Here is a 13901-nt window from a genome sequence, read left to right as displayed (position 1 = left end):
ATGAACGACTATTGAAGTTGGTGCATCTAATAAAGGTATCAAATATACTATAGTTTGTAGGTAAGGAGGGAAGCTTTTGGAGTATACCAATCTTCTTAAATACCTTGCTCAAATTTGGGTAACCCCAAAAGAAAATCAAGATGTGGAAGTAATAAATCCGACTCCGTTACAATTATTAGGTAAGGGTAGACAAGGAGCTGTCTTCCAATTAACTGATAACATTTGTGTCAAGATTTATGGAGAAATACAGGATTGTGAGCGTGAATATTACGCACTGTCACTTGGTCAACATACAGAGTTACTGCCAATCGTCTATGAACGCGGAAGAAATTACATTGTGATGGAAAAGATTACTGGAATTAATTTGCGTGAATATTTACAGTCGGAGACATTAACCAAAGAACTATCGCTAAAGCTAATTCAAATGCTTGTCACCTTTAAAGAAATTGGTTATGAACGAATTGATCATCATAAGAGACAGATATACTTACTCCCATCTGGGCAACTGAAGGTAATAGATGTAGGTAGGACCGTTTGGCGAGATCGAACCTATCCCTATCCGCGAAAATTACTTACCAGTCTTGGTACTAAAATTTCTATTCTTTTTCTTACCCACGTAAAAAAAATGGCACCTGAGCTTTATAAAGAGTGGAAGCAATATCGCGAAATGGACAATTTGGCTCGTTATATTCATGGAGTCATTTCCCAAGAGCAACTACAAAATGTCGAAAATATCGCAAGTGAAGCAACTCGTTCTCTACTATCCATTCATGATCCAGCCGTTTTTGAATGGAAGCTTGAAAGTATGGTGCGTAAAATTCACAAAGAAGAAACAGAAAAAATAAGATTGGATCAACATATTCGATCGAAACGTTTTGCTTTCTTCCATGAACCATCTTACCTAGAGCAAAAAGAACAACCCTCTACGGGCAAAAAGCATGGTTCTCAAAATAAGTATGTCTTTACCATCCAAAATAACAGACCATCAAAACAATCTTATTCCAAACCAATCATAGAGAACCAGAACCAGAGCAATGTTGTGGTCTTATTTACAAAGCTTTAATCTTTTTACGGAATACGTACACACCAAGGTGGGTCAGAATATGAAAATATTAGTCATTTGGCGCCTTTTGACCGTTGGTGGCGTAAATGCTGGCTGGCGCAATCGTGCTATGTTTTTCAAGAAATATGGTATCGAAACTGAATTCTTATACACATCCGATCTCGGTGGCATGCACATGATGCAGGATGTTGCTCGAGTATATCTTACAGCAGACAGTAACGAAAGCATTAAAATTATCAGAGACAATCATTATGACGCGATTGTTGTTGTTGATACCAAGGAAGCATATCGTTGGTTAAAAACGGCACAGTATACTGGACCAGTTATTGTAGAAGCACGTACTCCCGAGATTATTAAGCTATCTCCCCATCTTTCTAACTTCCAAGGTATTCAGCCAGTTCAAATTATCGTGCCCTCCTCCTACCAAAAAAGAGTGGTTTCCATTCTATGTAACTCAGCTCCCATTACCGTAATCCATAATGGCGTTGATACCGATTTGTTTCAGCCAGTTTCTTCAGAAGCTAGCACCAAGCTCCCCTTTCTTACTCGACCTAATTTTAAAAAAATCGTGGGTTGGATCGGCCGTTTAGACAAACGGAAAAATTGGCATATGTTGCTTAAAATCGCCAAATTAGTGAAAACAGAGAGAAACGACATCGAATTCTGGATTATCGGTGGTAATAAAAGTGTGCAGAAGGAAAAATTTTGGACTAAATGGTACGAAAAAGAGCTAACTGACATCGTAAGGTGGTTCCCTATTGTTCCTTATCAACACATGCCTTATGTGTATTCACGCATTCTGGAATCTGGAGGTTGTACGCTTGCAACAACAAGAGCAGAGTCCTTTGGAAATACCTTTATTGAATCCATGGCTTGTGGTGTACCTGTTATAGCTGCTAGTGTTTCTTCCATACCTGAAATTATCAAACATGGGGAGAATGGTCGGCTCTATCAAGAAAATCATGTTCGTGGCGCTGTCAATCAATTGTATCGCTTGCTCGATTCACATGAAATGTATCAAGCCATGTCTCAAGCATGTATCGAACGTGTAGCTACTCATTTTGATATCACGATCTGTGCAAAACAATATGTTGATTTCCTACATCGAGTGGTGAAAAAGGAGGGGAGCGATTCATGAGCCAATTGCGTTTCCATCGTCAGTTGGAAGGTAAATCGCTTGCTCATCTTATCACAGGCGAAGACGGACAGAAGTACGTAGTCAAAGCAGTGACACCCGGCTTTGATAAAACGTTACTTAATGAGTGGATCGGTTATTGTTTTGCTCGTTTTTTACAACTACCTGTTCCTAGATCTTCAATTATTCATCTTCCTCAACCTTTTTATGAACAACAAGCATCTCTAGATCCGCTCCTCTACACACCTGAACAGTTTGCAACTAGCTACATTCCTAACGCTGTGAATGTGATGCATCAACCTTTACCAGAGAAGCTATTTAATCCGGAAGTCATTGCTCCGCTCATTGTGTTTGATTACTGGCTATGCAATGTTGACAGGACAAAAAAAAACGTACTCCTTACAGATGAAGCAGATGGTTTTGCTAAGCTGTGGTTTATCGATCAAGCAGAAATCTTAGGGTCTCCTAATTGGAATACCAATACTTTGCAACGATTACCCATTCGGTTATTAAAAAGTTCGATTCATATGATGCTTGCAAAGCATGTCAGTAATGAGCGAGAATTCTGGGACGCTTTGGAGATAGTTCATTCCATTCCATCCATGCTAATCGAAGAAGTTGTTCATACGCTACCTGCTTCGTGGCCCGTAACAGATGCGGAAAAAAAAGAGCTGGTAAACACTCTGGTTAAAAGAAAACAAAAGCACCTTCAGACATTAATGCGCTTGTTTTATCATGAAATTTATCTTCCTAGTAGAAACCAATTGTAAAAATAGATGAGAAACACCATGGATCCATGGTGTTTCTGTTGTTCATATCTTCAAATTCTTCGTTTTCCTTATCTATTTCTTATCCAATATCTTGAACTACCTGATTTTCCACCTTTTCACCAACCGCGATCCATTCTACCTGTCCAGATATCTCTCGATTAGCAATTTGGCGAATTATTTCAATGGTCACTTTATTTGACTCTTTCTTCTCTACAACAGCAAAACAAAACGGTACGTTAGTGGTTGCCATAAATACATACTTCATCTCTTGAAATGGTTCTGTTAAATCGATTGTCAATTTTGTTCTCACACGACCTTGTTGTAACGTAAAGCTCTCTTTTCCAACTTGTTGTAATTTTATAGTTTCCAGCTGATTTGGTGTAGGAACCAACGATACCTGAGAATGATTACTTTGATTATTGTTAGCTTGTTTATCTTCTATAATGGAAACGTCTGTTTTATTTGATTCCATTTGCTCATCAATTTTTTTCTCAGTGATTAAAAAATCTTGCAAATGTCGAGTGAGTGCGGACAATGGTTGCAAATGCTGATCGGTCAATCCGAAAACACCTGGCATTGTACATATAAATTGGGCAACATGATGGGGAAGATCGGGATAAAATTCATCACTTTCTCTAGCTTCTAAAGCAACAGACCTGCTACCGCTCTCTTCATAGTAGGATGGTACTCCAGAATATCCAGTCTCTTCATTAGGACTTTTTTCTTCTTCTGTCCATTTTGTAATAAAATGCCGCTGACTTTGTGGAATGTTTGTTGACCCTACTAATTTAAGTGCTGGATATGTCGATTTTCGCTTGGAGGAGGGGGAAGAAGATCGTTTTGGCTTCCGACGACTTCGTTGTTTTCGCTTTTTTGGCTGGGGGCGGTTAGGTTTACTGATTTCCATTTCCTGTTGGGAAGACTCCTGTAACAACGTTTCCACCTCATTTGCTGACTGAGGTATAGAAGTCTCTTCTTCCTGGATGTAAAAATCGGAACTATCATCAATCCAATTATTAACTAATGCTGTTTCCAACGCATCTAGATCTTGCAGAGCTTGGTTTTTCTTTTTCGACTTTTTTTGCCTATTTTTAATATTTTGCTTTTGTAGGTTTTGTTTAGCCATATTCTTTTCCTTTCCTTTTGTCTTCAATACGATATTGTATGTAGGAAAGAGAAACATGACTATTCTTTTTTTGTTGTCAACAAAAGAAAAACCGATAGAACACTCCATCGGTCGTTACGCTACTACCATATCTATTTCGGCCAGCTTTTCACGAAATTGATCACCACTTAACACTTCAGCCTCCAACAGCACCTGTAGACTATAGCGATAAACGGTATCATGTTCGCTCAACAAAGACCGCGTTTTTTCAAGCAATCCTTCAATAATAGCATGTACTTCTTGATGCACTGCATTTTTATCTACATATTGCATATTAATAATCCCTAGTTTCGACATACCACTTTGAACAATTTCTTGGGCCATTTGTAGTGCTTGTTCAAAATCATTTTTAGATCCTGTACTACGTCCACCATAATAAATTTCTTCTGAAACTGCGCCCGCAAGGCAAACCATAATCTGCCCTTCCATATACTCACGCGTATAAAGATAGTGATCATCCATCGGGTTTTGACGAACATAGCCTAATGCTTGTCCACGAGGTGTTAAGGTTACCTGAGACACGGAACCAGGACGTACTCGTTCACTCACGATAGCATGTCCCAATTCGTGAATCGCTACCCGTTCTTTTTCAGTCTGAGGGGCTTCACGATCGGTCATTTCCCCCATCATAACCTTGTCTATAGCAAGTGAAAAGTGACTTTGCATCACTTTTTCAGTTTTGTCACGCATCGCATAAATAGCAGCTTCATTGCAAACACTTTCTAGTTGGGCACCAGAGAAACCAAATGTTTCTTGTGCCACTTTTTCCAATTTTACATCAAGTGCAAGTGGTTTATTTTCTGTGTGTATGGTTAAAATTTGTTCACGAGCTGGTTTATCTGGTAAATCAACCTGAATGTGTCGATCAAAACGACCAGGTCGCAATAATGCCGCATCCAGTATATCTTTCCGGTTCGTTGCCGCCATAATGAGTATGCGTGGTTTTTCACTTGTTGCCATACCGTCCATTTCGGTTAACAGTTGGTTTAAGGTTTGATCATATTCTCGTTGTTGTTGACCATCGCGTTTTCCTCCGATAACGTCGATTTCGTCAATAAAAATAATCCCACTATCTTGATTGTTTTTCTCAGCTAATGCGCGTACTTCTTTAAATAATTCACGTACACGCTGCGCCCCAACCCCTACGTACATCTCCACAAATTGTGAGCCAGATGCAGCAACAAACGCAGAGTTCGTGTAATTAGCGGCAGCTTTTGCCATTAATGTTTTACCTGTTCCAGGTGGTCCCGTTAACAGTACACCCTTTAAGGGACGAATTCCGTATTGGGCAATCGCATCCTTATGCAACAAAAAATCTAAAGCTTCCTTTATTTCTTTTTTTGCACGTTGCTGTCCTCCGATATCGGCAAATGTAATATTGGATTTCTTCACAACTTGACTGCCACTTTTGCTTTTACCAGAACCAATCTGCATGCCACCTTGTTTGGAAAACAACAAGTATGTACCTGCTAAAATGGCCCCAAACAGCAAAAATGGCCCAATATTAATGCCCAAAAACAACAAGAATACGATAACCGCTGGTACTACACCATACAATATTTCTCTACCCACGGTTTTCCACCTCGCTTGTTGACTGGTTGCGAGGAATAATTTGGTAGTACTCATCATTTCCCCGCTTCAAAAAAATATAAACATTCGCATCATCAATACGACCATAAGCTGCATCAAGTTTATAACGATCTTTCATCTGAGCTAAAATGGTAGGAATTTTGCTATAAGCTTTACCTTCAATTGCTTCAGTTAGTCCAAACAACCCCTCATTCCAGACTGGCTTGAGTGAATCAGCCTGATTGGTAAGCATTATATCAAAAGCCTTCCCTCGTGCATAGGCTTGAAGTGTTTTTAAAAGCTCTGGGTACTCTTCTACAAACTTGTCTGGCTTTGTAACTTGCAACTTCATATCAACGCGGTCTTTATTGATCTTGAAATCGACCAATGTAGCCGATGTTAGTTGTTCTGCCTTTTCTCGTAACGGGCTTTCTATTTGCATCTTTTGGTATAAAAACCAACCACCGAAGAGGAGTGTAAGTGCGGCAAGCAATGAGAGTAACATAGGTACTTTACGTAATTTCACTAATAACTCCCCTTTCTTTACTCATAAAAACCTTTATCTGTTCGTTCATTGCGTCTTGGTTATCAGTTACGAAACCAAGTATAGCATTTTTATGGTACCATTTTGCTATGTATTTGTTGGAACTGCGACCAATTCCATTCTTATAGAAGAAATCCGATGATAAAGTAAGAAAACCCTTTCCAAAAGGAACGGGTCGTCTTATGATTTCGGAATATTTAACGTATACGCCCTTATTTTTTGACCGGTCAAAAAATCATAATATACGTAGTTGTAACGATTTTGCTTGTCCACTAAAGTAACTTCCCATAGTCTTTTCTCTCCCTCTAAACCAGGTACGATGCGTTCGATTTGCGCTCCTGGATAGGAGGCCTCCGCTAATTGTTTTACTTTCGTGCGTGGGAGAGCTTTTTCCAGTAAATCAAATGTGACGTGTTCTTTGCTAAACCAAGCCACCACTGGGGTTCCTACCTTATTTTTTCCGGTAACAACAATATAGGCTTCCCGTCCTCGATATTCTTCTATCGTATCAATCTCAGCAATGTTTGTTTTTTCTGCTACTAATGCTCTGGCCTCTGCTTCTAACGTGTGACGCTCAGACAATAAGCTGGAAAGTAGCTGATACAGAGATGCGCCTAACACAACAAGCGCACATGCTGAAATGATCAAGATGCGTTTCCACACTATGATTCTCCTACTTCCCTAAAAATTAAAAATCAGTTGATCTGATCTATCGCCCTTTTGGTTCTTCAACTGAAGCAAGACGACCATACGCTTCAACTGTTTTCTGTCATCATCATACCACAATTGATATTTAATTGTGGTTGATTGCTGTAATTGAACAAGTTCATTTTCTGCCGGAAAACTAGGTCCCAACCATTCTCTTAAAAGCTCGTTTACCTTATCTGGCTGGAGTGTAACACTAAACCCCTGCAAACCCGCTTCATCTCTTGAAACGAGAGGGACTGGTTGTAGCTGTGGAAATTGATCCTTCAATAGCGAAGCATGCTCAGATGGTGTAAACAAGGCATAAGGTAGTACGTTTAATTCCTGTTGTTCATTATCTATGACGAGCGAAGCACCTCGATTGTTACGTTCCATCTTCACTTTTTTCCCCTGTAATGTTCCTGTAAGCTGAAAATGATTGCCTCGATAACTTCCTACAAAAGATTGATTTTGTATCTTGACTCCAAAGGGAGTTGCCTTCTCCACAAATAGTTGATCGATCAATTGTTTCAGATTGGCATTATTTTGATCGGTATTCCGGCTACCTCTGCCAATAGATTCATTAGCGCTCTCCTGTGCTACAGGTAACTTGTCTGTTGCTTGTCCCAGTAAAGCTCCCAAACCAAATAAGCATACTAATATTGGCAACAACAACCAAAGATACCGTTGCTTCACGTACATGGGTACCCCTCCCTTACGTATCTCCTAACATTTATGAGATACAAGAAGGTTTTAGAACCACGTGGAAAACTTACTAATTATAGAGTCATGATAAGTAGCCATACTATCAGTACACCACAAGGAGGTGAGCGTGTGAATCAAACCGACAGGAGCCCTTCCTTACCTAAACAGGGTTGGGAACAACATGATTTATATGAATCCTGGGTAGGTCTGGCCTCACCGCTTCGTACCTTGCCACCTACCGCTACTCTCTCTGTTCGCCATACCTCACTTACAGATTTGTGGCAAACAGAGATGCAACGGACGGACTAAATTTTTTTCTCTATCTACACACCTACACTACTCTCTCCTGCCGCCTGAAGCTCTTGGCAGGAGCCTTTGTCATATGAATGAGCGTCCTTTTTTATCTTATTGCTTTAATAATGCAAACACACGGTTCACTTCGGTGATTGCTTTTTGTTCATCCATTGTGATTAACTCTTTATCTTTCATCAAGAAATGCCCATCAACAATTGTATCTGTTACATCATAGCCATTTGCCGCATAAACAACATGGGAAATAGGGTCATTCGCCGGTTGGAAATGCGCTTGAGCCGCATTTAGCATGATCATATCTGCTTTTTTACCCACTTCTAAAGATCCTAAGCTATCTTTTTGGAACACCGCATCTGCCGCATAACGAGTTGCCATACGAAGTGCTTCTTCTGCTGGTACCACTTCAGGATCATAGGATACACCTTTATGAAGGATAGCTGCTAATTTTAGCTCTTCAAATAGGTTCAAGTTATTGTTACTTGCTGAACTATCAGTTGCTAAACTTACACATACACCTTTTGCAAGCATCTCAGGAACCCTAGCTACACCACTAGCCAATTTTAAGTTACTAATTGGATTATGAGCTACTTTAACATCATATTTAGCCAACGTATCAATCTCTTCATCTGTTAAGTGAACCGCATGAGCAACTAATGTTGGGTGATTAAATACACCTAGATTCTCTAGGTGAGCAACTGGTCGTACACCATAATCCTGAACGTTTTGTTCCACTTCTGCTTTTGATTCAGACATATGAATATGTAATGGTACGTTTAATTCAATAGCCTTCTCAAGGATTTGCTGGATATACTCAGGAGAGCACGTATAAGGAGCATGCGGTGACATCATTGTATGGATACGACCGTTAGCTGCACCGTTCCAACGTGATGCGAATGATGCTGCTTCTTGTAATTTCTGTTGACGTTCTTCTTCTGAGCAAAACCCAATCACTCCACGGCAAAGTACGCCACGCATCCCAGATGCTTCCACCTCTTGAGCTACTGTATCCATATGATCATACATGTCTACAAAGGTAGTTGTACCCGTACGGATCATTTCGATAATAGAAATAGCTGTACCCCATTTCACATGCTCTGCTGTAAATTGACCTTCCATTGGCCACATTTTATCTTCCAGCCATTGTTTCAAAGGTAGGTCATCCGCAAATCCACGTAGTAGGGACATGCCTACGTGACCATGTGTATTAATTAATCCTGGCATTACATATTTATTTGTTCCATCAATGATCTCGTCATATGCTGATAAATCTTCAGGTGTTTTACCTACATATGTAATTTTTCCCCCGTCAAAGCCAACCGCTCCATTATAAATAACCTCATTTTGTTCATTAACAGTAATTACGGTTGCATTGGTAATGATTTTCATCAACGTAGACACTCTCCTCTTTTTCTGTTTTTGATTCCTTAATTTAAATAATAGGCTAAACTTTGTAAGCTGGAAGTCAAATCGTTATGATCAATTTTCACTTCTTTTTCAGTTCGAATCGTTGTTGGTGCAAAATTTAGGATCGCTTCTATTCCAGCTTCAATCAGTTTATTTGCCACCTCTTGTGCTGCGGAAGCAGGCGTCGTAATAATCGCCATACGAATTTGTTTTTCTTTAATAATTTCTTCCATTTGATCAATCGGTTCAATGACCAATCCACCTAAATCTTTGCCTATTTTCTGTGGGTCCGCATCAAAAATGGAAACAATTTTCATATTATCTTTTAAATAGACATTGTAATTTGAAATCGCTTGGCCTAAATTACCGGCTCCCACCAATGCTACATGAATCACTTGGTCCAATTTTAAGATATGACGAATCTTTTCAATCAAGTAATCTACGTCATAGCCAATACCTTTTTTTCCAAAGTCACCAAATGCAGATAGGTCCTTTCGAATTTGGGCTGGGTTAATATCCATTGTTTTGCCCATCTGTTGGGAAGAAACCGTTTTTACTTGTAACTCCTGTAGATTTGTTAAATATCGCAAATAGATCGGCAGACGGCGAACGACCGCTTCAGAAATTTTTGGTACTTTCCCCATAAATTGCACTCCTAACTTCGTTGTCTATCATGTATAGAGGTCTTGACTGCCTTTAAAACCTTATAATCTTGTCCATTAGAGAGAATGGTAATTGATCCATCCCGGCTAGTGACATACGTATCTGCCCATGATTCCTCCAAACGCTCCACCACTTCACGCATGGAGTCTTTCCACTGCTCCCGAGGAATGCCGGTTTGCACAACGGCAATCTGAGGATCCACCTTCGTTAAAAAGGCTTGAATAGAGGCTTGATTGCTACCCTGTGCCGCAACCTTTATGATCTCAGCAGGCAATAGAGAAGGATATTTTACAAGCAACCGCTCCTCTGCTTTTTCATTAATGGCACTGGTGAACAAAAATTGGAGTTTTCCTTGGGTCAGACAAAACACAAGCGAATTATCCTGTGGTGATAAAAACAGGTTCTCGCTGGGATGTAAAAATGTGATCTCCACATCTTTTCCCTCTAGTAATTGATCCTTTTCCTTTACATACACAACTTGCTTTTCCCTAGATATATGGATATTACTGTGAATTGCGAAGGCTGTCAATTTCGGCATGTAAATCTTATCAAATTGAATTTTCTCCGCTAACTTATCATAGCCACCAATATGAGTAGGTAAATCGTTTGTCAATAACAGGTAATCCACTTTTGTAACATGACGTTCAAGTAGCAAGGAAACCAGTTTTTCGGTATCCTTTTCGCTACCAGTGTCAACTAGCATGGTTTTTCCCGTTGGAAATCGAATGAGCGTACTCTCCCCTTCTGGTAAGGAGAAAAAAGTCGTGGTAAGTCCAACAAAATCTTCCTCCTGTTCAACAGCATCAGGATCCTCGATGTGCTGTAGCTGATGTGTAATCGCAATAGGTCGACTTGCTTCAACTGTTTGGGATAATCCAAGGATCATCATGCCTATACAAGTAACTAGCAATAGGTAATATCGGATTGTAGTCATGGAGCTGCCTCCCTCCTACTATATAGCGTAGATCAATTCATAACGAGCTTAACATTGTTTTATTGTAAAAATGGAGCTATACGCTCACGTAACGTAGTCCATGGACCTGTCTCTACCTGATATGGAGGCAAAGATTGCAAGAACATCCGGCCATATTTAGATTCTATAATTCGCGTATCAAATACAATAACAACACCGCGATCTGTTTGTTGACGTATTAATCGACCTACTCCCTGCTTAAAACGAATAACAGCATGGGGCAAGGAAAGCGTCATAAAAGGATTCTTTTTCTCTGCCTTCAGTCTTTCCGAACGTCCTTCCAATAGTGGGTGATTAGGAGGTTGAAAAGGGAGACGAACAATGATAAGGCAACTCAGTACATTCCCAGGTAAATCTACACCCTCCCAGAAACTATTCGTTCCCAAAAGTACTGTTTTTGTCCCTGTTTGAAAGCGACGTACCAGCTTACTTCTATTACTTGAATCAACGCCATGACCTAATAGTTCAAACTCTTCCCCTTCTAATAAGCTCTTCATTCCTTCATAAACAGCTCTAAGCATACTATATGAGGTAAATAGGATCATCGTCCGACCCTCACTTGCTCGAACAGCATCAACACAGCCAGCAATGACGGCTTCTACAAAACGGTGTTCTCCTTCCTTTGTTACAGAAGGGAAATCAGAAGGAATTACTATGAGTCCTTGTTGACCATAGTCAAAAGGGGATGGAAGTGAGAGCATTTCAACTCGTTCTTCAGGTAAATTTGTAAAACCCATTCTCTCCATAAAGTAGGTAAACCTATTCTTTACGGTTAGTGTAGCAGAGGTCATAATGATACTTCGTTTTGGTTCTAATAAAGTCGTGCGCAAGGTATCTGCTATATCTAGCGGTGTTTTAAAGAAAAAGAGTTGTTTGCGAGACGTTCTTGTCTCTATTTCCATCCAGCTTACGTGCCCATCCTGTTCTTCTACTAACAAAAAATGAAGTTTCACAGCCACTTGGCCGATTTCCTCTACTAAACCAGTAACATCCGTTTGCAAACGCTGTAAGGAATATGGAATTTCTGCCTTATACTGCAACAAAATGTTCAGTAACTGTTCGACTTCCTTAGCTACATTTCCTAACTTCTGTAAAATTAGATTGCTGGATTTTCCAAGCTTTTTATATTTTTTCTTAAAGTCTTCTGTTTTATATCGAAGTGTGGCTCTTTGTGATTCCCCTGTATCCATACTTCGTTCAGTTCCCCAATGATAAAAGAGTTGTAGCCAGTTCGTAACCGCCTCTTTTAGCATTTGCTGCTCGATCTTTACTTGTTGTAGATGCTGTTCTATTCTTGCCTTTTCAGCCGGTTGCCACACCTTCAATTCATTGGCTAACAGGAGTAGCATCTGCTTTTCCCCTTCAGTACCAAGCTGCTCTACCAATTGAAACAATTCTATACTGGAGAACTGCGTTCCAAAATGTTGACTTGCTACTTCATCAAGTTGATGGGCTTCATCAATAATCGCAACCTCAAAGGATGGCAGTACACCGTTCTCTTTATCAAGATCACCAATTAATAAAGCATGGTTAACAATAATCACATCAGCTTCTTTTGCTTGTTGTTTCGCCTGAAAGTAAAAGCAACGGCTAAACCACGGACACTCCCGATTTAGACAGGAGGCTGTGTCACTCTTGACTGATTGCCAAAATGACTGTCCACTAGGACTTAGACTAAGCTCTTCTACATCACCTGTAGTTGTTTCAGTAAGCCATGTTAAAACCTGCGCTTTGGCTAGCTGTATGTCTTGTGTTGCCCCTTCTTGGCTTTCAATGCTTTGTTCAAATTTTCGCAAGCACAGATAATTTCCTCGTCCCTTCAATTGGGCAGCTCGAAAGGAAAATGGCAACGCTTTTTGTAATAAAGGAATATCTTTGTCGAAAAGCTGGTCCTGCAAATGTATCGTATGCGTACTCACAATTACTGGCTGCTTATGCATACGGGCCCATAATATACTTGGTAACAAATATCCCAGCGATTTCCCCGTTCCTGTTCCTGCTTCTACCAACAAATGCTTCTGATCAGTAAAAGCCTGGTATACAGCATACATCATTGCTTCCTGTGGTTCACGTCTTTCATAGTGTTCATGATGAAGTGCAAAACCGTCGCCATCTAATGCAACCATACGTTCGAAAAAGGGTTCTAAAGAAAAATGGATCGGTGGTTGTTCCGATTGTTTCTCCGTCCATTTCTTACGTCGTTTCAATCCAAGATTCCGAAAGAGATCATACTTGCTTGCTTCCTCTGGTGTAGAAGTTGCAGTTACAAAGGGGTTTGCTTCGTCTACAGGAAAGCTCTGCATTAGCTTCTCCATCTCAATTTCTCTTAATAAGGTAGCAACATCGAAACGGAAAGAGGAGATCATCATCTGCAACCCTTGAATTGTAATAAGAGGTAGCTTATGAAGAATATCTAACAATCGTAACAATAAATGTGCAGTAGCAATAGCGTCACTGTCAGCCTGATGTGGATTTTCATGCTGAATATCAAAATCAGATGCTAGCTCTACTAGCCGGTATCCACTTTGCATTGGCAATAATACCCGTGCTAATTCAACTGTATCCAAAATAGGCCCATCAAATGGATAATAGCCCTGACTTAGCAGGGCTTCTTGTAAAAAATTCAAGTCAAACGCTGCATTATGTGCCACAAAAACACGCCCGTCTAAAAGGCGCAATAAATCAGGAAGCACATCTTCTATAGAAGGAGCATCACTGACCATCTCATTCGTTATACCCGTTAATTGTGTAATAAATGGCGGGATTGTTTTATCTGGTTTTACAAATGTGGAGTAACTTTCAATTATTTGTCCATTCTCGACCACGACAGCTCCGATTTGTATAATAGAATCTCCCTGACGTGGCTGATTACCCGTAGTTTCAAAATCTACGACGATGAACTGCTTCATTATCG

Annotated in this window: 13 protein-coding genes; 4 read left to right on the top strand and 9 right to left on the bottom strand. The window is 40.0% G+C overall.

The window, feature by feature from the left end; all coding sequences use genetic code 11:
* Positions 1-76 precede the first annotated feature (76 nt).
* The 3 genes from ACQV1I_RS10385 to ACQV1I_RS10375 are packed head-to-tail and all read left to right on the top strand — an operon-like array spanning position 77 to position 2968.
* On the top strand, positions 77-1063 hold the full coding sequence (locus tag ACQV1I_RS10385) for a hypothetical protein (protein WP_116333819.1): 987 nt from the start codon (positions 77-79) through the stop codon (positions 1061-1063).
* A 40-nt stretch (positions 1064-1103) separates the two neighbouring features.
* Positions 1104-2201 carry a glycosyltransferase family 4 protein gene (locus tag ACQV1I_RS10380; protein ID WP_018670057.1) on the top strand — a complete coding sequence of 366 codons (1098 nt, stop codon included), beginning with the start codon at positions 1104-1106 and terminating at the stop codon, positions 2199-2201.
* On the top strand, positions 2198-2968 hold the full coding sequence (locus ACQV1I_RS10375; RefSeq protein WP_094698832.1) for a HipA family kinase: 771 nt from the start codon (positions 2198-2200) through the stop codon (positions 2966-2968). Before ACQV1I_RS10380 ends, ACQV1I_RS10375 begins: the two co-directional genes overlap by 4 nt.
* A 79-nt stretch (positions 2969-3047) precedes the next feature.
* On the opposite strand, the gene ACQV1I_RS10370 is transcribed toward ACQV1I_RS10375, so the two are convergent.
* The 5 genes from ACQV1I_RS10370 to ACQV1I_RS10350 form a co-directional block, all read right to left on the bottom strand.
* The gene (locus tag ACQV1I_RS10370) at positions 3048-4094 is read right to left on the bottom strand and encodes a WIAG-tail domain (protein WP_236645747.1); all 1047 of its coding nucleotides are present in this window, start codon (positions 4092-4094) and stop codon (positions 3048-3050) included.
* 114 nt (positions 4095-4208) lie between these two features.
* Entirely contained in the window at positions 4209-5705 is a 1497-nt protein-coding gene (locus ACQV1I_RS10365; protein WP_094698834.1) for an AAA family ATPase, read from the bottom strand.
* Positions 5698-6228: a hypothetical protein gene (locus ACQV1I_RS10360; RefSeq protein ID WP_094698835.1), complete on the bottom strand. Its 531-nt coding sequence runs from the start codon at positions 6226-6228 to the stop codon at positions 5698-5700. The genes ACQV1I_RS10365 and ACQV1I_RS10360 overlap by 8 nt, the downstream gene beginning before the upstream one ends.
* 198 nt (positions 6229-6426) lie before the next feature.
* Positions 6427-6909 (bottom strand): cell wall elongation regulator TseB-like domain-containing protein, encoded by a 483-nt coding sequence (locus tag ACQV1I_RS10355; RefSeq protein WP_018670062.1) that lies wholly within the window; start codon positions 6907-6909, stop codon positions 6427-6429.
* Between the two features lie 18 nt (positions 6910-6927).
* Positions 6928-7632, bottom strand: coding sequence for a hypothetical protein (locus ACQV1I_RS10350; RefSeq protein ID WP_116333818.1), 705 nt, complete (start codon positions 7630-7632; stop codon positions 6928-6930).
* Between the two features lie 132 nt (positions 7633-7764).
* Here ACQV1I_RS10350 and ACQV1I_RS10345 point away from each other — a divergent pair, with 132 nt between their 5' ends.
* Complete coding sequence (locus ACQV1I_RS10345; protein ID WP_018670064.1) at positions 7765-7944, top strand: hypothetical protein; 180 nt, start codon at positions 7765-7767, stop codon at positions 7942-7944.
* 96 nt (positions 7945-8040) lie between these two features.
* On the opposite strand, the gene ACQV1I_RS10340 is transcribed toward ACQV1I_RS10345, so the two are convergent.
* Genes ACQV1I_RS10340 through dinG form a run of 4 tightly spaced genes read right to left on the bottom strand, consistent with a single transcriptional unit; the run spans position 8041 to position 13896 of the window.
* Positions 8041-9333, bottom strand: coding sequence for an amidohydrolase (locus tag ACQV1I_RS10340; RefSeq protein WP_094698837.1), 1293 nt, complete (start codon positions 9331-9333; stop codon positions 8041-8043).
* 38 nt (positions 9334-9371) lie between these two features.
* Positions 9372-9995 carry a redox-sensing transcriptional repressor Rex gene (locus ACQV1I_RS10335; RefSeq protein WP_018670066.1) on the bottom strand — a complete coding sequence of 208 codons (624 nt, stop codon included), beginning with the start codon at positions 9993-9995 and terminating at the stop codon, positions 9372-9374.
* Positions 9996-10006: 11 nt separating this feature from the next.
* On the bottom strand, positions 10007-10948 hold the full coding sequence (locus ACQV1I_RS10330; protein ID WP_116333817.1) for a ComEC/Rec2 family competence protein: 942 nt from the start codon (positions 10946-10948) through the stop codon (positions 10007-10009).
* 59 nt (positions 10949-11007) lie between these two features.
* The gene (dinG, locus tag ACQV1I_RS10325) at positions 11008-13896 is read right to left on the bottom strand and encodes an ATP-dependent DNA helicase DinG (protein ID WP_116333816.1); all 2889 of its coding nucleotides are present in this window, start codon (positions 13894-13896) and stop codon (positions 11008-11010) included.
* Positions 13897-13901 lie beyond the last annotated feature (5 nt).

Source organism: Brevibacillus sp. JB24b (assembly GCF_051713385.1).
Lineage (GTDB): Bacteria > Bacillota > Bacilli > Brevibacillales > Brevibacillaceae > Brevibacillus_B > Brevibacillus_B laterosporus.
Note: the sequence above shows the minus strand (reverse complement) of the source record. Positions and strands in the feature narration are given on the sequence as shown.